19 protein-coding genes and 1 tRNA gene are annotated in these 20,062 nt (G+C 65.0%); 11 read left to right on the plus strand and 9 right to left on the minus strand.

All coding sequences use genetic code 11. From position 1 onward, the window contains the following. Nucleotides 1–39 precede the first annotated feature (39 nt). Nucleotides 40–909: a hypothetical protein gene (locus H7828_RS01000; RefSeq protein ID WP_226779075.1), complete on the plus strand. Its 870-nt coding sequence runs from the start codon at nt 40–42 to the stop codon at nt 907–909. Nucleotides 910–1,396: 487 nt separating this feature from the next. On the opposite strand, the gene H7828_RS01005 is transcribed toward H7828_RS01000, so the two are convergent. Then, complete coding sequence (locus tag H7828_RS01005) at nt 1,397–1,957, minus strand: sterol desaturase family protein (protein WP_226779737.1); 561 nt, start codon at nt 1,955–1,957, stop codon at nt 1,397–1,399. Between the two features lie 485 nt (nt 1,958–2,442). Further along, nucleotides 2,443–2,859 (minus strand): Fur family transcriptional regulator Irr, encoded by a 417-nt coding sequence (gene irr / locus H7828_RS01010; RefSeq protein WP_226779076.1) that lies wholly within the window; start codon nt 2,857–2,859, stop codon nt 2,443–2,445. Nucleotides 2,860–3,014: 155 nt separating this feature from the next. Here irr and fabA point away from each other — a divergent pair, with 155 nt between their 5' ends. The 4 genes from fabA to H7828_RS01030 all read left to right on the plus strand — a co-directional run bounded on the left by fabA (nt 3,015) and on the right by H7828_RS01030 (nt 6,653). Continuing rightward, nucleotides 3,015–3,524: a bifunctional 3-hydroxydecanoyl-ACP dehydratase/trans-2-decenoyl-ACP isomerase gene (fabA, locus tag H7828_RS01015; protein WP_226779077.1), complete on the plus strand. Its 510-nt coding sequence runs from the start codon at nt 3,015–3,017 to the stop codon at nt 3,522–3,524. A 97-nt stretch (nt 3,525–3,621) separates the two neighbouring features. Beyond that, nucleotides 3,622–4,851 (plus strand): beta-ketoacyl-ACP synthase I, encoded by a 1,230-nt coding sequence (gene fabB / locus H7828_RS01020; RefSeq protein ID WP_226779078.1) that lies wholly within the window; start codon nt 3,622–3,624, stop codon nt 4,849–4,851. Between the two features lie 6 nt (nt 4,852–4,857). After that, nucleotides 4,858–5,643: an enoyl-ACP reductase FabI gene (locus H7828_RS01025; protein ID WP_226779079.1), complete on the plus strand. Its 786-nt coding sequence runs from the start codon at nt 4,858–4,860 to the stop codon at nt 5,641–5,643. Beyond that, nucleotides 5,643–6,653: a serine hydrolase domain-containing protein gene (locus H7828_RS01030; protein WP_226779080.1), complete on the plus strand. Its 1,011-nt coding sequence runs from the start codon at nt 5,643–5,645 to the stop codon at nt 6,651–6,653. Before H7828_RS01025 ends, H7828_RS01030 begins: the two co-directional genes overlap by 1 nt. 86 nt (nt 6,654–6,739) lie before the next feature. Here H7828_RS01030 and H7828_RS01035 read toward each other — a convergent pair whose 3' ends face one another. Further along, nucleotides 6,740–7,168, minus strand: coding sequence for an FKBP-type peptidyl-prolyl cis-trans isomerase (locus H7828_RS01035; RefSeq protein ID WP_226779081.1), 429 nt, complete (start codon nt 7,166–7,168; stop codon nt 6,740–6,742). A gap of 165 nt (nt 7,169–7,333) precedes the next feature. Here H7828_RS01035 and H7828_RS01040 point away from each other — a divergent pair, with 165 nt between their 5' ends. The 4 genes from H7828_RS01040 to pcaD are packed head-to-tail and all read left to right on the plus strand — an operon-like array spanning nt 7,334 to nt 10,598. After that, nucleotides 7,334–8,011 (plus strand): haloacid dehalogenase type II, encoded by a 678-nt coding sequence (locus H7828_RS01040; protein WP_226779082.1) that lies wholly within the window; start codon nt 7,334–7,336, stop codon nt 8,009–8,011. After that, complete coding sequence (locus H7828_RS01045) at nt 8,011–8,829, plus strand: alpha/beta fold hydrolase (RefSeq protein WP_226779083.1); 819 nt, start codon at nt 8,011–8,013, stop codon at nt 8,827–8,829. The genes H7828_RS01040 and H7828_RS01045 overlap by 1 nt, the downstream gene beginning before the upstream one ends. Then, a complete protein-coding gene (locus tag H7828_RS01050; RefSeq protein ID WP_226779084.1) occupies nt 8,826–9,800 on the plus strand; it encodes a threonine ammonia-lyase in 975 nt (324 codons plus the stop codon). The genes H7828_RS01045 and H7828_RS01050 overlap by 4 nt, the downstream gene beginning before the upstream one ends. A gap of 9 nt (nt 9,801–9,809) precedes the next feature. Next, nucleotides 9,810–10,598 (plus strand): 3-oxoadipate enol-lactonase, encoded by a 789-nt coding sequence (gene pcaD, locus H7828_RS01055; protein ID WP_226779085.1) that lies wholly within the window; start codon nt 9,810–9,812, stop codon nt 10,596–10,598. Between the two features lie 81 nt (nt 10,599–10,679). Here pcaD and H7828_RS01060 read toward each other — a convergent pair whose 3' ends face one another. From H7828_RS01060 to H7828_RS01070, 3 genes are all read right to left on the minus strand, one after another. Next, nucleotides 10,680–11,423, minus strand: coding sequence for a sulfite exporter TauE/SafE family protein (locus H7828_RS01060; protein ID WP_226779086.1), 744 nt, complete (start codon nt 11,421–11,423; stop codon nt 10,680–10,682). A 61-nt stretch (nt 11,424–11,484) separates the two neighbouring features. Further along, nucleotides 11,485–13,191: a hydantoinase B/oxoprolinase family protein gene (locus H7828_RS01065; RefSeq protein WP_226779087.1), complete on the minus strand. Its 1,707-nt coding sequence runs from the start codon at nt 13,189–13,191 to the stop codon at nt 11,485–11,487. Continuing rightward, nucleotides 13,188–15,275, minus strand: a complete 2,088-nt coding sequence (locus tag H7828_RS01070; RefSeq protein ID WP_226779088.1) for a hydantoinase/oxoprolinase family protein — start codon at nt 15,273–15,275, stop codon at nt 13,188–13,190. The genes H7828_RS01065 and H7828_RS01070 overlap by 4 nt, the downstream gene beginning before the upstream one ends. A gap of 124 nt (nt 15,276–15,399) precedes the next feature. Here H7828_RS01070 and H7828_RS01075 point away from each other — a divergent pair. After that, nucleotides 15,400–15,476, plus strand: a tRNA-Arg gene (locus tag H7828_RS01075). A gap of 148 nt (nt 15,477–15,624) precedes the next feature. On the opposite strand, the gene H7828_RS01080 is transcribed toward H7828_RS01075, so the two are convergent. Next, nucleotides 15,625–15,936: an ETC complex I subunit gene (locus H7828_RS01080; protein ID WP_226779089.1), complete on the minus strand. Its 312-nt coding sequence runs from the start codon at nt 15,934–15,936 to the stop codon at nt 15,625–15,627. Between the two features lie 404 nt (nt 15,937–16,340). Here H7828_RS01080 and uvrB point away from each other — a divergent pair, with 404 nt between their 5' ends. Then, nucleotides 16,341–18,518 carry an excinuclease ABC subunit UvrB gene (gene uvrB / locus H7828_RS01085; protein ID WP_281070672.1) on the plus strand — a complete coding sequence of 726 codons (2,178 nt, stop codon included), beginning with the start codon at nt 16,341–16,343 and terminating at the stop codon, nt 18,516–18,518. On the opposite strand, the gene H7828_RS01090 is transcribed toward uvrB, so the two are convergent. After that, complete coding sequence (locus tag H7828_RS01090) at nt 18,515–19,546, minus strand: LacI family DNA-binding transcriptional regulator (protein WP_226779090.1); 1,032 nt, start codon at nt 19,544–19,546, stop codon at nt 18,515–18,517. The genes uvrB and H7828_RS01090 overlap by 4 nt on opposite strands. Nucleotides 19,547–19,561: 15 nt before the next feature. Beyond that, entirely contained in the window at nt 19,562–20,062 is a 501-nt protein-coding gene (locus H7828_RS01095) for a gluconokinase (RefSeq protein ID WP_226779091.1), read from the minus strand.

The following is a 20,062-nucleotide window of genomic DNA, read 5'->3' on the forward strand; positions in this document are numbered from 1 at the left end:
CGGACGATTCTGGTGCCGAGACCCAAGGATAGGCGGACCATGCATTTTCCATCGCTGAAGGCCTTCACCGCGACGGGCGCGGCCGCCCTTGGCAAGGGGCCCATCGCGCTGATCCTGGCCGAAGACCTGGTCGAGGTGGAAAGCACCCTGCGCCACCATGTCGCGCGCGGCTTTGGCGCCATCGTCCTGTTTGCGCCGCCGGAATGCACCCTGCCGCCCGACCTGGCCGAAACCGTGCTGCGGGTCGATTACAACACCCGCATTCCCGATGCCGTCCTGCCCGCCGTGAACGCAGTGATCGAGATGGCCCCGGGGCGCTGGCTTTATTACTGCTTCAACGCCGAATACCTGTTCCACCCCTTTTCCGAGACGCGCAGCGTCAACGAGATGCTGATCTTCCACGGGGAAGAGCGCCGCGACGCCATGCTGACCTATGTGATCGACCTATACGCGGGCGATCTGACGGTTCACCCCGACGCGGTGGCGCCGGGCGATGCATGGCTCGACAAGTCGGGCTATTACGCCCAGGCGCGCGGCAACCCCGACGACGGATGGCGCCCGATGGAGCGGCAGCTGGATTTCTTCGGCGGACTGCGCTGGCGATTCGAGGAACATATCCCGTGGAAAAAGCGCAAGATCGACCGGATTTCGCTGTTTCGCGCCCGCCCCGGCCTGCGCCTGCGGGCCGATCACACGCTGAACGACGACGAGATGAACACCTTTGCCTGCCCCTGGCACAACAACCTGACCGCCACGGTCTGTTCGTTCCGAACCGCCAAGGCCCTGCGCACCAACCCGGGCAGCCGTCACGAGATCGACAATTTCCGCTGGCGCAACTCGGTGCCCTTCACCTGGCAATCGCAACAATTGCTGGACCTGGGGCTGATGGAACCGGGACAGTGGTTCTGAGGGGCATCCCCTGGCTTGTGTCATCTGCGGGCAAACTTGCCGCAATTGACAGGTTTCGGACCGCAATTGCCATAGCATACGTCCGCAACCGGCTTCGGGAGACGGAATCCGGTTCTAATGCGATGAAATCTCTCGAATATGTTGATTGAGAGAAAAACGAGACGCGCTTTCCGTTTTCAATTGGTTGTAAGCGTCCCCGACCTCTGACCAGAGCATCGCGACCACAGTGGGTTGCCATGAAAGCCCTGCAGCAAGGATCGCGCAAGCATCCGACATCGCCGCGATGTCCGGATGGACAGCTCCGTCACATTTCATAGATACCCTCCAGTCAGTCGCCCATCACTTCCAACTCACTCTTGCGCCATTCGTCACCCTGTCGACAGGACCCGAACCCGGACGCCGCAGCGCGGACCGAGTGTCGGCCAAGGCTCCTCGTCCAAGGCAATCAATCTGAAACCGTGCTCTCCATCACAGACAGAACCCTCAGTCATCGACCATCCTCCGATTTGAAATACCTCGGTCGCCACGTCAGCCGCCCGAAGCAGATGCGCAACCGGTCGGCCTGCGTCCGGCACCGGCGTATGTCGCGCAGGATGTTGCGGTTTTCGATGAAGTTGATCGTGACCGGGTTGTTGCTGTCGATGTTTTCGGTCAGGCCGTAGGTGACGTCATCTTCCTCGCGCTGGAAGGTGCCGAACAGCTTGTCCCAGAGGATCAGCACGCCGCCGTAATACTTGTCGAGATATTTGCGGTTCGATCCGTGATGGACTCGGTATACGGACGGTGTGTTGAAAACCTCGTCCAGCCAACCGAGCTTTTGCACCCGTTCGGTATGAACCCAGTGCTGGTATTGTGCCACAAGGACAAGGCCGATTACCGCCTGAAACGGATTGAATCCCAACAGGATCATCAGGATCAGGAATATCCACTCGAAGAGCCCCTCGACCCAGCTCAGCCGGAAACCGACCGTGAGGTTGTAGTCCTCCGAGGAGTGATGGACCGAATGGCTGGCCCAGAGAATGCGGCGCTCGTGCTCGATCCTGTGCAGCCAGCCCTCGCCTCACGAAGGCACGATGACCCCAAGGTCAGCAACACGACGGGTTTGCGGAATAACTCGTTGGCTCCAGTGCCCGGCGTAAGATCGCGTTGCCAATGACAAATCAGATGAGGCTCACGGCCAACTTCTTGGCGTTTTTCTGAACAACGCCACCACCCTAGACGACAAAAACCTCAATATGAAAAGCCCGGCCAGCAGGCCGGGCTTTTTCTTTTATTTCCAGACGCTTGCCTCAATCGCCGTCCTTTGAAGTCCGAATTTTTGCGGACGCGTTCTATGGCAAAAGCGGACCGTTTGGTGCATCCTCCAAAATCATGACCTTGCAAGCTGTTGTTTTCAATAATAAATTACCCATGCCTGAAATTCATTGCGGAAAGTTTATGTGGCGGATGTCACTTGCCCATCGCCGCCCGTGCAAACAAGGTTCGCCGCCACTTCGCGGCGGCCACTGCTCCGGCCCATGGGGCCGCGCGGTGTCAGACCCGCCTCAACCGGATGACGACATCGACCTTCGAAATCTCGGTGCCCTGCGGTGCATTGGGCAGCGACGAGATTTCCAGCGCGTCGGCCGGGGCGTCGGTCAGGCGGCCGGTGTCTTCCCAGTAGAAATGGGGGTGGTCGTCCATCCGGGTGTCGAAATAGGATTTCGAGCCGTCCACCGTCACCTCCTGCATGAGGCCGGCATCGCAGAAGGCGCGCAGGGTGTTATAGACCGTGGCCAGCGACACGGATTCCCCCGCGTCCGAGGCCAGGGCAAACAGGCTTTCGGCCGTGACATGGCGGTTTTCACCATCCCCCACCAGCAAGGCGGCCAGCGATACGCGCTGCCGCGTCGGGCGCAGTTCGGCCGTCGCCAGCCATTTGGTGCCTTTGGTGATTGCCTCGGTGTTCATGTCCTGCCTCGTCTCCTTCTGATCCATATAATAGTGCCGGCGCCTCTGTTTCAATTGCAAAACCAAGGATTCGCCGCCTTTGGCAGGGTTGCCAGCGCGCGCAACGGGGTGATAAACGCTTCTACCGGACCGATAACACTGCAAGGGGCATCCAGATGGCCGACTATCCGACCACCTTCGACAAGGACGACCTTCTGAAATGTGCCCGGGGCGAACTTTTCGGCCCCGGCAACGCCCAATTGCCCCTGCCGCCGATGCTGATGATGGACCGGATCACCGACATCTCGGCCGATGGCGGCACCCATGGCAAGGGCCATGTTGTGGCGGAATTCGACATCACGCCCGACCTCTGGTTCTTCGAATGCCACTTTCCCGGCAATCCGATCATGCCCGGCTGTCTTGGCCTTGACGGGCTGTGGCAACTAACCGGTTTCAACTTGGGCTGGCGCGGCTGGCAGGGGCAGGGCATGGCCCTGGGCGTGGGCGAGGTGAAGCTGACCGGCATGGTCAAGCCCGACCGCAAGATGTTGACCTATCACGTCGATTTCACCCGAGTGATCGACCGGCGCCTGAAGATGGGCGTGGCCGACGGGCGGGTTGTGGCCGATGGCGAAGAGATTTATGCCGTGAAGGACATGAAGGTTGGACTGGCCACCGCCAGTTGAACAGGAGCAGTCCTTGCGCCGCATCACACCGAAAAACCGTCGATGAGACGGGTCGAACCGGAGGTTCGCACATGAGAAGAGTCCCGGAGGTTCGCATATGAGAAGAGTCGTCGTCACCGGATTGGGAATCGTGTCCTCCATCGGCAACAATGCCGATGAGGTGATCGCCTCCCTGAAATCGGGCACCTCGGGCATTGTCGCCAGCCCCGAGATGGCCAAGCATGGTTTCCGCAGCCGCATTGCCGGCACGCTCAAGATCGACCCGGCCGAACATGTGGACAAGCGCACGCTGCGGTTCATGGGGCCGGGTGCGGCCTATGCCCATATCGCCATGTCCCAGGCCATCGCCGATGCAGGGCTTGAGGAAGGCGATATCGTCAATCCGCGCACCGGGCTTGTGGCCGGATCGGGCGGGCCCAGCACCAGCGCGATGCAGGCGGCCCACCAGACGGTTCTGAAGACCGAAGCCACCAAGCGGATCGGCCCCTTTGCCGTGCCGAAATGCATGTCCTCGACGATCAGCGCCAATCTTTCGACGGCCTTCAAGATCAAGGGCATCAACTATTCCATCACCTCGGCCTGTTCCACCTCGCTGCATTGCATCGGCAACGCGGCCGAGCAGATCATGATGGGCAAGCAGGATGTGATGTTCGCCGGCGGTGGCGAAGAGTTGGACTGGACGCTGTCCTGCCTCTTCGATGCCATGGGCGCCATGAGCAGCAAGTACAACGACACTCCCGAACGCGCCAGCCGCGCCTTTGACGCCGGGCGCGACGGTTTCGTGATCTCGGGCGGCGGCGGGATCGTCGTGCTTGAAGAGCTGGAACACGCCAAGGCGCGCGGTGCGAAGATCTATGCCGAAGTGACCGGATATGCCGCCACCTCGGACGGGCACGACATGGTTGCGCCCTCGGGCGAAGGCGGCGAGCGCGCCATGCGCATCGCCCTGCAAACCCTGCCCGAGGGGCGGCGCGTCGGCTATATCAACGCCCATGGCACCAGCACCCCGGTGGGCGACGTGGGCGAGATCGAGGCCGTGCGCCGCGTCTTCGGCCAGGGCAGCACGCCGCCCGTCAGCAGCACCAAGTCGATGACCGGCCACGCCCAGGGTGCGGCGGGCGCGCTTGAGGCGATCTTTTGCCTGCTGATGCTCGACAAGGATTTCATCGCCCCCTCGATCAATGTCGAAACGCTTGACCCGGCGCTGGATGCCTCGGAAATTGCGATGGCACGGGTGGACGATGCCGGGCTTGATACGGTGATGACCAACAGCTTCGGCTTTGGCGGCACCAATGGCTCCATGCTCTTGTCGAAATATCACGGATAAGCACAAATGTTTGATCTCAAGGGAAAACGCGGTCTGGTCATGGGTGTGGCCAACGACCGTTCGATCGCATGGGGCATTGCCCGCGCCATGGCCGACGCGGGGGCCGACCTGGCGTTTTCCTACCAGGGCGAAGCCTTCGGCAAGCGGGTACAGCCCCTGGCCGCCTCGGTGGGCAGCGATCTTCTGATCGACGTCGATGTGACTGACGATGCCTCGCTGGACGGTGCCTTTGCCCGCCTGAAAGAGGAGTGGGGGACCATGGATTTCCTGGTCCATGCCATCGCCTTTTCCGACAAGAACGAACTGACCGGCCGGTTCATCAACACCAGCCGCGACAATTTCCGCAATTCGCTGACCATCAGCTGTTACAGCTTCATCGACGTGGCGCGGCGTGCGTCCGAACTGATGCCCGATGGCGGAACGCTGCTGACCCTCACTTATCAGGGCAGCAACCGGGTAACGCCCTATTACAACGTGATGGGCGTGGCCAAGGCGGCGCTGGAATCCTCGGTGCGCTACCTGGCGAACGACCTGGGGCGCGATGGCATCCGCGTGAACGCGATTTCGCCGGGCCCGATGAAAACCCTGGCCGGGGCCGCCATCGGCGGTGCGCGCAAGACCTTCAAGCATACCGACACCAACGCCCCCCTCGGGTCCAATGCCACGCTTGAGGCGGTGGGCGGTACGGCCGTTTACCTGGCCTCGGATGCGGGCGCCTGCACCACCGGGGAAATCGTGCGCGTGGATGGTGGCTATCACGTGTTGGGAATGCCCCAGCCCGAAAACATCTGATGCGATGCGGCCTGAGCCGCCGCACCGCACTTGCCCTGCTGGGGGCGGGGCTGGCCCTGCCCGCACATGCCGCGCCCACCACATTCGACGATGCCTTCACCCTGGCCCGCCAGGTTGACCAGCTGCACAGCCTGCTGATCGGCCTTGACGGCAAGGTGATCGAGGCGCGCGCCTTTCGTGGCCCGTCGCTCGACACCGCCGTCAACGTCAAATCGGTAAGCAAGACCCTGCTGTCCTGCCTGGCGGGCGCCGCGCTTGAGCGGGGCGAGATCCCCTCGCTCGATACGCCGGTCGCGCCCTTCCTGAAGCGGCTGATTCCCCGGCGGGCCGACAGGCGGGTGCGCCAGATCACCGTCGAGCATCTGCTGGCCATGCAATCGGGCCTCGCGCCCTTTGCCGGGCCCACCTATGGCGGCTGGGTGTCGGGCAAGCACTGGATTTTCGATGCCCTCGCAGCGCCGATGCAGGCCGATCCCGGCACCACCCGGCTCTATTCCACCGCCAACACCCATATTCTTGGCGCCGTCCTGGCCAACGCAGCGGGCAAGAGCCTGCTTGACCTTGCCAACGAGAGGATCGGCGCGCCGCTCGACATCGCCTTCGAGGGCTGGACCCGCGACCCCCAGGGCAACTACCTGGGCGGCAACGACATGCGGATCTCGCCCATGGGAATGTTCCGCTTTGGCGAGGCCTATCGCACCGGCGGCACCTGGCAGGACGAAACGCTGACCACTCCGGCCTGGATCGACACCTGCTGGCAACCGCGCACCATGGCTGATGTGCCCAACCATCAATACGGGCTTACCTGGTTTCTATGGGATGCCGATGGGGTGCGCGTGAACTATGCCCGCGGCTATGGCGGGCAGATGATCTATGTTGTGCCCGAACGCAGGCTGACGGTCTGCATCACCTCGAACCCCGGCAAACCGGCTACTGTCAATGGCCACCTGAAAACCCTTCACGCGCTTCTGTCGGGCGTCATCCTGCCGGTCACGCGCACCGCCTTATAGAAAAAGGGCCGGGGAAGACCTCCCCGGCTCTTTCTTGCCCAAAATATTCATTCCACGCCCGCATCGGGCGGAAACGGCAATGGTTCTTACGAAATTCCGACAATCGACACGGCGAAGGTCAGGTCCTTGCCGGCCAGCGGGTGGTTGGCGTCGATCGTCACGGCCTCTTCGCTCACATCGGCGATGACCACCGGCAGGGTCTGGCCTTCGGGGGTCTGGACCTGAAGCTGGGTGCCCACCTCGGCGGGAATGTGATCGGGGAACTGCTCGCGCGGCACGGCCTGCACCCGCTCGGGGTGGTGGGCGCCATAGGCGTCGTCGGCGGCGATCGTCACCGTCTTTTCCTCGCCCTCGGCCATGCCGGTCACGGCGGCGTCAAGGCCGGGGATGATCTGGCCCGAGCCCAGCTCGAACTGAAGCGGGTCGCGCCCTTCGGAACTGTCGAACACGGTACCGTCTTCCAGGGTACCGGTATAATGCATCTGGATCGTGTTTCCTGCCGTTGCAGTGGCCATCGGATTTCCTCTCCTATATAAAACAGAAGGCGCGCCGAGGGTCGGCGCGCCAATTTCCCGCACAACCTGCCAAACCATGCCCCGGGTGTAAACCCCGCCGTCCCGCTCTTTTCCTTGACACGCAGCTGTGCCACTTTCACGCCAACCGAAACGAAAGGCGAAGGCATGGCCATCACCACTGCGATCTTCGATGCTTATGGCACGCTGTTCGATGTCTCGGCCGCGGCCCGTGCGGCGGCCGGCGAGCCGGGCAGCGGCGCCCTGCGCGACCATTGGCAGGGGCTGGCATCTGACTGGCGCATGAAACAGTTGCAATATACCTGGCTGCGCGCCGTCACCGGTGATCACTGCGATTTCTGGCAGGTCACCGAAGATGCGCTCGACTGGGCGCTGGAGGCCGCGAAGATCGACGATCCGGCCCTGCGCGAACGCCTGCTGGCCCTCTACTGGGAACTTGAGAGCTTTCCCGAGGTCGCACCGATGCTGGGCGATCTGAAGGCGGCGGGGCTGACCACCGCGATCCTGTCCAACGGCTCGCCGGACATGCTGGCCGGGGCCGTGCGCTCGGCCGATATCGGGGCCCTGCTGGACGATGTGCTTTCGGTGGAAAGCGTTGGCGTCTTCAAACCGGATTCGCGGGTGTACGACCTTGTGGGCCAACGCTTTGGCTGTGCCCGCGACGAGGTGCTGTTCGTCTCCTCCAACGGCTGGGATGTTGCCGCGGCCGCCGCCTATGGGTTTCGCACCGTCTGGGTCAACCGCGCGGGCGATCCGGTCGACCGCCTGCCCGCCACGCCGCATCACGTTCTGGGCGATCTGACCGGCATCGCGGGGGTGCTCTGATGGGCCGTTTCACCACATCCGACGGCGTCGCGCTGCATTATGACGATCACGGCAGCGGCACGCCGATCCTCTGCCTTGCCGGGCTGACCCGCAATGCCACCGATTTCGATTACGTGCTGCCGCATCTTCCCGACAACCGCCTGATCCGGCTGGATTATCGCGGGCGGGGGCGGTCGGCCCGCGCCCCCTGGGAAAGCTATACCATCCCGGTCGAGGCGCGCGATGCCCTCGAACTGCTCGATCACCTGGAGCTGGAGAAAGCCGCCATCCTTGGCACCTCGCGCGGCGGGCTGATTGCCATGTTCCTGGCCGCGACGGCCCGTCACCGGCTGATCGGTGCAGCCCTGAACGACATCGGCCCCGAAATCGCGCCCGAGGGGCTTGAGGCGATCAAGGGTTACATCGGCCGCAATCCGGCGGCGCAGACCCACGCCGAGGCTGCCGCCCTGATGGAAAGCCGGATGGCGGGGTTTGCCAATGTTCCCCCCACCCGCTGGGCCGAGGAGGCGGCGAAACACTATATCGCCACTGCCGAAGGGCTGACCATCAACTACGATCCCGCCCTGGCCCGCGCGGTCGAGGCGGCAGGCGCCCAGCCCGCCCCCGACCTCTGGCCGCTGTTCGATGCCATGGCGGGCCTGCCCCTGGCCCTGATCCGCGGCGCCAATTCCGATCTTCTGACGCCGCAAACCGCGGCCGAAATGCGCCGCCGCCGCCCCGACATGATCTTTGCCGAGGTGCCCGACCGCGGCCATATCCCCTTTCTCGACGAAGCGCCGGCCCTGGCCGCCCTGCACGAATGGACCACCCGCCTATGAACATCGACATGATCACCGCCGCTGCCGAACGCGCCCGGGGCCACATCCGGCGCACGCCGCTGCTGTCCTCGCCCTTTCTCGACGATATCGCCGGGCGGCGGGTGCTGGTGAAACCCGAATGTCTGCAACACACCGGCAGCTTCAAGGCGCGCGGTGCCTGGTCGGCGGTGTCGGCGCTTGAACCAACCCAGCTTCAGGCCGGAGTCATCGCCTTTTCGTCGGGCAACCATGCCCAGGGCGTGGCCCATGCGGCGCGCGAACATGGCGCCTCGGCCGTGATCATCATGCCTTCAGACGCCCCCCGCGCCAAGATCGACAACACCCGTGGCCTCGGCGCCGAGGTGGTGCTCTACGATCGCGCGACCGAAGACCGCGACGAGATCGGCGAGCGGATGGCCGCCGAACGCGGGCTGACCCTGATCAAGCCCTTCGACGATCCGCAGGTGATCGCCGGACAGGGCACGACCGGCCTCGAAATCGCCGAACAGGCCGACGAGGCGGGTGTCGATACCGCCGATGTCCTGGTCTGCTGCGGCGGTGGCGGGCTGACCTCGGGCATTGCCCTTGCGCTTGAGGCGAAGGCGCCCGGCCTGCGCCCCCGCCCGGCCGAGCCCGAAGGTTTCGACGACGTGGCACGCTCGCTTGCTGTCGGGTCGATCCAGCGCAACCCCCGGCTGACCGGTTCGATCTGCGATGCGATCATCACGCCCCAGCCGGGCAACCTGACCTTCCCGATCATGGCGCGGCTCTGCGGCCCCGGCGTGACCGTGACCGAGGATCAGGCCCTGCACGCCATGGCTCTGGCCTTCCACCGCCTGAAACTGGTGCTGGAACCGGGCGGCGCCGTGGCCCTTGCCGCGGCCCTCTTCCGCCCCGAGGCGGTTCAGGGCGACGCGGTGATCGCCGTCGCCTCGGGCGGCAATGTCGATGCCGATCTCTTCGCCTCGGCCCTTGCCCGTTTCGCCCCCTGAAGGCCCCACATGCCCATCGCCCCCCTGCCCGACCTGAACCTGCACTATCGGCTCGACGGCCCGGCCGATGGGCCGGTGGTGGTCTTCGCCCATGCGCTCGGCACCGATCTGCGGATCTGGGATCAGGTCTTGCCGCACCTGCCGTCCTCCCTGCGGCTCTTGCGGTACGACATGCGCGGGCACGGGCTCAGCGATGCGCCCGCCGCGCCCTATGCCATGGGGGCGCTGGTCACGGATGCGGAACGCCTGCTCGATCACCTGAAGATCCGCGATTGCGTCTTCGTGGGCCTGTCGATCGGCGGGATGATCGCACAGGGGCTGGCGGTGAAACGGCTGGATCTGGTGCGCGGCATGGTCCTGTCGAATACCGCCGCGCGGATCGGCAACGCCGCCCTCTGGGATGACAGGATCGCGACCGTGCAACGCGACGGGATCGAGGCGCTGGCCGATGCCACCATGGAGCGGTGGTTCTCGCCCGCCTTCCGCGCCACGCCCGAGCTGCACCAGTGGCGCACCATGCTCACCCGCACGCCGGTGCAGGGCTATGCCGGTTGCGCCGCCGCCATTTCGGGCACCGATTTCCTGTCCACCACCGCCACGCTCACCCTGCCCACCCTCGCCATCGCGGGCAGCGAGGATGGATCGACGCCCCCCGACATGGTGCGCGAAACCGCCGATCTGATCCGCGGCAGCCGGTTTCACCTGATGCGCGGCGCGGGCCACCTGCCCTGCGTGGAGAACCCCGCAGCCTTCGCCGCCACGCTGCGTGATTTCCTCACCTCCATCGGCCATGCCTGAGGGGTCGGGCACACCGGTCTCTTTCTTGCTGAAAATACTCGCCCGCCGCAGGCGTCCCGTGGCCGCAACCCGCGCTGCGGCTCAGAGGAAGAGGTAGGAGACCACCAGCACCAGCCCCAGTCCGGCCACCGCAATGCGCATCGGCGTGTCGGGCAGGTATTTCACGATATAGCCCCCCGCATAGCCACCGATGAGCCCGCCCACCAGAACCGTGCCCGCCGCGCCCCAATCCACAAGGCCCGACACCGACAGCGGCACCACGGCAACGGAATAGATGAAGAAGGCCGTCAGGTTCTTCAGGGTATTGGCTTTCTGCATGCTGAGGCCCCCTGCCACCGACAGCACCGCGATCAGCATGAAGCCCAGACCGGCGCCGAAATAGCCCCCATAGAACCCCACGGCGAACATCAGGACATGCGACACCTTCTGCAACCGCCCCCCCGGAAAGGCGCGCTGCATCAGAACGGTCAGCCGCTTGCCCAGCAGGATCGCCCCCACCGCCAGCAAAAGAAGCGCCGGGATCACGGCTAGAAAGGCCTTTTCCGATGAGAAGATCAGCGCGACCGCGCCGCAGAACCCGCCCACAAGGGCCGGCAGCATCTGGGCAAACATCTTGCCCGGCGTATCGAACAGCCCCTTGCGGTTCACCCAGACGGCGGCAATCTGTGCCGGCCACATGCCGACCGCACCCGTGGCATTGGCCATCAGAGGCGGCATGCCGCTGGCCAGAAGCATCGGAAAGACGAACAGCTTCGCCCCCCCGGCCGCGGCATTCACGATGCCGCCGACGATGCCGGCGACGAAAAACAGAACCAGTTCGGACATGGGCACTCCTGCGCGGTGGTCTGACCTGCTTAGCCCGCAATCCGGGGCAAAGGAAGGCCCGCTAGGCCATGGGTTCGCCGCGGCGCACCGCTTCGGCCACCTCGGCGATGGCCTCGGCGCTCAGCCCGTAAACCTCTTGCGCCACCTGCGCCGAGATATAGCCGCGCGCCAGGTCACGCTTTACCGCCGCCACGTCGCGCGCTTTGGGATCGCCGTACCCGGCCCCCCCCGGCAAGGCCAGCATCACCCGCCGCCCATGGGGGACGAACTGCTTGCCCTTGCCGCGCATCTTCGCGCCGTCGTCGCGGGCGATGGTGGTTGCGCCGCCGGGGTGCCCGCCCTGGCGGCCCCGCGCCGGGTGATCCACCCGGTCGAACATCGCCTGGAAGTCGAACTCGTGCCCCTCGCGGGCGCCGACCTCCATGTATTGCCCAAGGCCCCCGCGCCGCTGGCCGGCGCCGCCGCTGTCGGGGCGCAGCTCCTTGCGCCAGATGATGACGGGACCGGCGTGTTCCGTCGCCTCGATGGGCATGGTCATGACGCCCGAGGGAAAGGCGGTGGCGTTCAGCCCGTCGAATTCCGGCCGCGCCCCCGCCCCGCCTGAGTTGAAGGCCAGAACCTCGGAGCGGATGGCATCGCGCGGTGCGGGCTCATCGGTGCGCGGGCGCAGCGAGACCTGGAAGTTGCACAGGCACCCCGCCCCTTCGGCGGGAACGACTCCCGGCAATATCTGGTCCAGCGCGGCATAGACCGTGTCGGGCACGAAATGGCCGATGATATGGCGCAGGGCCACGGGTGCGGGATGCACAGCGTTCACGATGGTACCTTCGGGCGCAACCATTTCAAAGGGCGCCAGGGATGCGGCATTGTTGGGAATTTCCGGCGCGATGGCACATTTCAGCGCATAGCAGGCATAGGCCTTGGCATAGACCTTGGGGCAGTTGATGCCCTTGCGGTCCACCGGCGAGGTACCCTCGAAATCCGAAACGATGCGGTCTTCCCCGATGGTCAGGGTGACGCGCAGGGTGATCGGGGTGTCAAAGCCGTCGATCACCATCTCGCCCGTGGCAGTTTCACGGGGCAGCGCCGCGATCCGTTCCAACGTGGCGCGGCGGGAGTTGTCGAAGATGAAATCGGCCAGGCCCGCAAGATCGTCCAGCGCGAATTCGCCCATCATGTCGATCAGGCGGCGATGGCCGATCTCGTTGCAACTGGCCAGGGCGTAGAGATCGCCGATCAGCTGATCGGGTTCGCGCACGTTGCCCCGCACGATGCGCAGCAGGGTGGCATCGACCTTCCCACGCTCGGCGAACTTCATGATCGGAACATACAGCCCCTCTTCATAGACGCTGGCCCCGTCGGCACCGAAACCCCGGCCGCCCACATCCACCACATGGGCCGTACAGGCGAAAAAGCCCACCAGCGCGCCCTTGTGAAACGACGGGCTGACCACGGTGAAATCGTGCAGGTGGCCGGTGCCCTCCCAGGGGTCGTTGGTCAGATAGACATCGCCCTCGTGGATATTGTCGCGCCCGATGCGGCGGATGAAATGGGCCACGGCATCGGCCATGGCGTTGACGTGGCCGGGCGTGCCGGTCACCGCCTGGGCCAGCATCCGGCCCTCCACGTCATAGACGCCGGCGGAAAGATCGCCCGCTTCGCGCACGCTGGTGGAAAAGGCGGTGCGCACCAGCGCCTGCGCCTGTTCCTCGACGACCGAGATCAGGCGGTTCCACATGACCTGGTAGGCAACGGTTGAATGGCTCATGCCCGGGCTCCTTTCGGTGCGATCTCCAGCGTTCCGTCACCCAGGGCCAGCGCGCGGCGGCTGGCGGGAACGACGACGGTTGTTTCATCCTCGACGATCAGGGCCGGGCCGTCGACCGTGCTGCCGGGGGCCATTGCGCTGCGGGCGACGACGCGGGCGTCGTTGCGGCGCGCCTCGGCCGGGTCGAACAGGGCGCGGCGGCCCTGTTCGGGGGCCGCCTGCCCCGGCGCGGTATCGGCCAGCCGTTCGACCGGCGCGGGCGGCGTCGTGGCGTTCACCGACCAGACGGTGATTTCAACATCCATGCCCGCCACGGTGCGCCCGAACAGCTTTTCATAGTCCGCCTCAAACAGCCGCAGGAAGGTGTCGGGGTCGGGGGTTTCGGCCTCGGCCGCGCTCAGGATCACCGGAATCTCCCAGCCCTGCCCGGAATAGCGCATGTAGACCTTGTATTCGCAAAGGATGTCGCTCTGCGCATCGCAGCCGCGCACGAAACCCGTCGCCTCGTCCCGCAGTTCGGCCAGAAGCGCGGCAATGCGGGAAGGGTCGAATTCGGACAGGCGCATATAGACCGAGCGGTTGGATTCGAAACTGAAGGGCGCCCGCAGGAACCCGATGGCCGAGCCCACGCCGGCCCCCTGGGGCACAAGAAGGCGCGCGACCCCCAGCTTTTCGCACAACCGCCCGGCATGCAGGGGCGCGGCACCGCCAAAGGCGATCATCGTGTAATGCGACAGGTCTTCGCCGTTCTCCACCGCGTGGACGCGGGCGGCGTTGGCCATGTTCTCGTCCACCACCTCGGCCAGGCCGAAGGCGGCCTCGTCCTCGTCCATGCCCAGCGGTTCGCCCAGGTGTTCGGCCAGCGCCCCGAGCGACAGGTCTGGGTGCAGGCGGATCGACCCGGCGGCGAAATTCTCGGGGTCCAGCTTGCCCAGCACCAGGTCGGCATCCGTTACCGCCGGACGGGCTCCGCCGCGGCCATAGCAGGCGGGCCCGGGTTCGGACCCGGCGCTTTCCGGGCCGACGCGGATCTGGCGCATGGCGTCCACATGGGCCAGCGATCCGCCCCCGGCACCGATTTCCACCATGTCGATCACGGGAATCGAGATCGGCATCCCCGACCCCTTCTTGAAGCGATAGGTGCGCGCCACCTCGAACACCCGGCTGGTTTTGGGCGTCTGGTTCTTGATCAGACAGATCTTGGCCGTGGTGCCGCCCATGTCAAACGACAGCACCTTGTCGATCCCGTGCCGCGCGGCGATGTCGGCGGCAAAGACGGCGCCCCCCGCCGGCCCCGATTCCACCAGCCGCACCGGGAATTCGGCCGCGTTCTCGATGGAAATGATCCCGCCGCCCGAGTGCATCAGGAAGATGTCGCAGCCCACACCTTCCTCCTTCAGCCGCCCCTTCAGCCGGCCGAGATAGGATTTCATCAGCGGCTTGATATAGGCATTGGCCACCACGGTGTTGAACCGTTCGTATTCGCGCATCTGCGGGCTGACCTCGCAGGACAGCGACACCATGACATTCGGCAGACGCTGGGCCAGGATGTCGCCCACCATGCGTTCGTGGGCATCGTTCAGGTAGGAATGGATCAGCCCCACCGCGACACTTTCATAACCGCCCTCGGCAATCCGGTCGGCCAGGCCCTCGATGGCCGCGCGGTCAGGCGCAATCAGGACGTCACCGCGAGCATCCACCCGCTCGGACAGGGTGAAACGCATGTGGCGCGGCAACAGGGGCTGGGGCAGCTCAAGGTTCAGGTCGTATTGTTCGAACCGCGATTCCGTTCGCATTTCAATGACATCGCGGAAACCCTCGGTCGTGATTAGCGCGGTCTTCGCGCCGCGCCGTTCGATCAGGGCATTGGTGGCCAGGGTGGTGCCATGGATGATCTGCCCGATGTCCCCGGGCGCGATTCCCGCCTTGGCACAGACCTGCCCCATGCCATCGACGATCGCATCCTCGGGCGCGCCATAGGTGGTCAGAACCTTGGTCGAAAAGCTGCCCCTGTCCGTTTCAAGCACCACGTCGGTAAAGGTACCGCCGATGTCCACGCCCAACCGGTTGATCGTCTGCGCCATGTCGCCCCCATTTCGTTGCACCGCAAGTTGTACGCCGCGACATGAGGGTTTCCAATGGCCTGTTCGCATGGCCCGAAAGGCAATTGCCCAACGAACGACAGCCTGCTAGATCGTGCGACGGCAGGCTCCCTTAGCTCAACTGGATAGAGCAGTCGACTTCTAATCGACAGGTTGAGGGTTCGAGTCCTTCAGGGAGCGCCACTTTCCACGACCGACCGCTGCCCGGATGGTCCGGGGTATCTGGGCCCGAGACCAGGCATCGCCAAAGGGAAACTGCCGCGCCGATGGTGCCATCGCGCGGGGGATGCGTTTGCAAAACGGCTGGCCTCGGGGGCCTGCCGACAGGTTGTCAGTGGGTCCAGGCGCCGCGGCGGGCGGTGGCGAAGTTCTCGCCGTAGCCGCCGGCGCGGATGTTGGCGCCGCGTTCGCGCGGTTCGGCCACCACGGCGTCGATGCCGTTGTCGCGGGCATATTCAAGCGCGGCCTCGCGGGATTCGAAGCGCAGCCGCACCTGGGCCTGGGTATCGTCGCTGCTGGTCCAGCCCATCAGCGGATCGACCTCGCGCGCGGTGCTTGGCACAAACTCCAGCACCCAGGCATGGGTGCGTGCCATGCCCGAGGACATGGCCGTCTTTGCTGGTTTGAAAATGCGCGCGTTCATATCCCGGCTCCCAGTGTTGTGCGCCTTGGATTATTGGACAAGGATCGGTGAAAAGCAAGGCCCCTGAGGGGAGGAAAGCGCTGACTGCCGAAGATCTCACAGGGTGAGCGAGGGGGTGGGAAAAGCGAAGACTTCGGCAGTCAGGCCTTGCTGCTTGCCCCATCAGTTAGACATGTCATGCGGCAGGGTGCAAGCATAAATACAACCTAAAGTTGTATTGAGGCCGGGATCGCCCGCAATGGCGCAAAATCGGCGGCATCATGCAAAGGCCATCGACAGTTTCGGCAAATTTCCGCGCCGCGCCCGGTTTCATCCGCCCCCGACGCCGGACACCGGGCCTTCGGGGAAAGGTTGAAGTCGGCGGCAAACACATCACTTATGGGGCATTGCCAAAGGAATCGCCCATGTCCGAGAAGATGCCGCTTTTGCAGGACGTCACGCCGCACCGCCGCCCGAAGCTGGAGGGCGGGCGTCGCCTGCGCATGAACACCGAATTCAAGCCCGCCGGCGACCAGCCCACGGCGATCAGGGAACTTTCCGCCGGCGTGCTGGGGGGCGAGCGTGACCAGGTGCTTCTGGGCGCCACCGGCACCGGCAAGACCTATACCATGGCCAAGGTGATCGAAGAGACCCAGCGCCCCGCCATCATCCTGGCCCCCAACAAGACGCTGGCGGCCCAGCTTTACGGCGAATTCAAGGGCTTCTTCCCCGACAACGCGGTGGAATATTTCGTCAGCTTCTACGACTATTACCAGCCCGAAGCCTATGTCGCGCGGTCGGACACCTATATCGAGAAGGAATCGCAGATCAACGAACAGATCGACCGGATGCGCCACTCGGCCACCCGCGCGCTTCTGGAACGCGACGACGTGATCATCGTCGCCTCGGTGTCCTGCATCTATGGTATCGGTTCGGTCGAAACCTACAGCGCGATGACGCTCGACCTGGTGTCGGGCAACGAATACGACCAGCGGCAGGTGATGGCCGACCTCGTGGCGCTTCAGTTCAAGCGCAACGATCAGGCGTTTTCGCGCGGATCGTTCCGGGTGCGGGGCGACAGCCTGGAGATTTTCCCCGCTCACCTTGACGATCGTGCCTGGCGGCTGTCGTTCTTCGGCAACGAGCTTGAGGCGATCACCGAATTCGACCCCCTGACCGGACAGAAGACCGACACCTTCGAGAAAATCCGCGTCTACGCCAATTCGCATTACGTCACGCCGAAACCGACGATGAAGCAGGCCATCGTTTCGATCCGGCAGGAATTGCGCCAGCGGCTTGACCAACTGGTGAACGAGGGCAAGCTTCTCGAGGCGCAGCGGCTGGAACAGCGCACCAACTTCGATCTGGAGATGCTGGAGGCAACCGGTGTCTGCAACGGGATCGAGAACTATTCCCGCTATCTGACCGGTCGCGCGCCGGGCGAACCGCCCCCCACCCTATTCGAATTCATTCCCGACAACGCCATTGTCTTTGCCGATGAATCCCACGTCTCGGTGCCCCAGATCGGCGGCATGTACAAAGGCGACTACCGGCGCAAGTTCACCCTGGCCGAACACGGGTTCCGCCTGCCCAGTTGCATGGACAACCGCCCCCTGAAGTTCGAGGAATGGGATGCCATGCGTCCGCAGTCCGTCTTTGTCAGCGCCACCCCCGCCGCGTGGGAGATGGAGCAGACCGGCGGCATCTTCACCGAACAGGTGATCCGCCCCACCGGCCTGCTTGATCCGATGGTCGAAATCCGCCCGGTCGAAATGCAGGTCGATGATCTGCTGGATGAGATCCGAAAGGTCACCGCCGACGGCTTCCGCACGCTGGTGACGACCCTGACCAAGCGCATGGCCGAGGATCTGACCGAATACCTGCACGAACAGGGCATCAAGGTGCGCTATATGCACAGCGACATCGACACGCTGGAACGGATCGAGATCCTGCGCGATCTGCGCCTTGGCGCCTTCGACGTGCTGATCGGCATCAACCTGCTGCGCGAGGGGCTGGATATTCCCGAATGCGGGCTGGTGGCGATTCTCGACGCCGACAAGGAGGGTTTCCTGCGCTCGGAAACCAGCCTTGTGCAGACCATCGGGCGGGCCGCGCGCAACGCCGAAGGCCGGGTCATCATGTACGCCGACCGCATCACCGGCAGCATGGAGCGCGCCCTGGCCGAAACCGACCGGCGCCGGGAAAAGCAGATCGCCTACAACGAAGCCCATGGTATCACGCCGACGACAGTAAAGAAGAACGTCGAGGATGTTCTGGCCGGTCTCTACCAGGGCGACGTGGACATGAACCGCGTGACCGCCAAGGTCGACCGGGGGGGCGGCTCGAACCTCAAGGCGGTGCTCGAAGGGCTGCGCACCGACATGCGCAAGGCTGCCGAGAACCTGGAATTCGAGGAAGCCGCCCGCCTGCGCGACGAGGTGAAGCGGCTGGAGGCGGTCGATCTTGCGGTTTCGGACGATCCGCTGGCCCGCCAGTCGGCCATCGAGGCGGCCAGCGCCGAGGCGACGAAGAAAAGCGGCCGGTCGACGGCGGGCCGCCCCGGTCAGCGCGGCGGCAACGTGCAGCGGCGCAAGAAGCGTTAACCGTCGCCGGTGGACTGCGCCAGCCGCAGCGCCGGGGTGATGCTGATGGTTTGCGGGCCGTCTGGCGCGGTGCCGGCCCTCAGCGCCAGCAGCAGTTCGGCGGTGCGCGCCCCGATCCGCCCGGGCAGCGGGTCGATGGTGGTCAGGGTCGGCACGCAGATCGCGGCAACCTCGAAAGCACCGAAACCGGCGATAGCCAGATCCTCGGGCACGCGGATGCCGCGCCGCATGCATTCGGTCAGCGCCCCGAAGGCCGATTGGTCGGCCACGCAGACCACCGCCTGGGTGTCGGGATGTTCCGCCATGATCCGCGTCAGCGCCCTGGCCCCGCTTTGCATCGAGGCGGGCGACCGCCCCACCCCGGCGGCGCGCCCGGCGTCAAGTCCGTGGCGCCGCATCGCCCGCAGGAAGCCGCGCTTGCGGTCGGCGCCGCGGGTGTCCTGCTCGGGGTCGCCGCCGATGAAGGCGATCCGCCGATACCCCTTTGCCACAAGGTGATCGACCATGTCCTCGATGCAACCCGCGTTGGAAAACCCCACGACATGGCCGATGGGATCGGCCGGCAGGTCCCAGATCTCGACCACCGGGATTCCGGCGTTGCCCAGAAGGCGGCGGGTGCGCGGCGTATGGGTGCCGCCGGTCACCACGATGGCTTCGGGGCGGCGGCGCAGAAGCTGCTCGATCAGGCGCTCTTCCTCGTCCACGTCGTAATTGTCATAGCCCAGAAGCACCTGCAGCCCCTCACCCGCCAGACCGCGCGACAGGGCATCGACCGTATCGGCAAAGTTGGCATTGCTGAGGGTCGGGATCGTCACCGCGACGAAATCGGATTTCTGCGCCCGCAGGTTCGCCGCCATGACATCGAAGACATATCCCATCTCCTCGGCCACCGCGTGAATCCGGGCGCGGGTTTCGCTGTTCACCGATGTATCGGCCTTGAAGGCGCGGCTGACCGTCATCACCGACACGCCCGCGGCGCGGGCCACGTCCTTCATGGTGACGGGTTTCGGGTTCGGGGGGCGGGCCATGCTGTTGCCTGCGCCTCAGGCGCGCCGCGCGGCCAGTTGCGCCGCCAGATCGGCGACGATCCGTTCCGCCGAAGGTCCGATGTCGACATGGATGAACGCCTCGTCAGGCTGGGGCGGTTCCAGCGCCGCGAACTGGCTGTCCAGCAGCGAGGGCGGCATGAAGTGATCCTTGCGCGCCGCCATGCGTTCGGCAATCAGGGCGCGGCTCCCGGCGAGATGCAGAAACATGACGGGCCGCCCGGTGGCAGCGCGAATGCGGTCGCGGTAGATGCGTTTGAGGGCCGAACAGCCGATGATCGTGGTGCCCGCCCCGGCCCCCAGCGCCACGCCCACCCGGTCAAGCCAGGGCCAGCGGTCTTCGTCCTCAAGCGGGGTGCCCGATGCCATCTTCGCCACGTTTTCGGCCGGGTGCAGATCATCGCCGTCGATGAAGGTGGCCCCCATCGCCGCGCCCAGCCCCTGCCCGATCGAGGTCTTGCCGCAGCCCGACACCCCCATGACGACAAATCTGTCCAT

Source organism: Oceaniglobus trochenteri (assembly GCF_020529025.1).
Taxonomy (GTDB): Bacteria; Pseudomonadota; Alphaproteobacteria; order Rhodobacterales; family Rhodobacteraceae; genus Oceaniglobus; species Oceaniglobus trochenteri.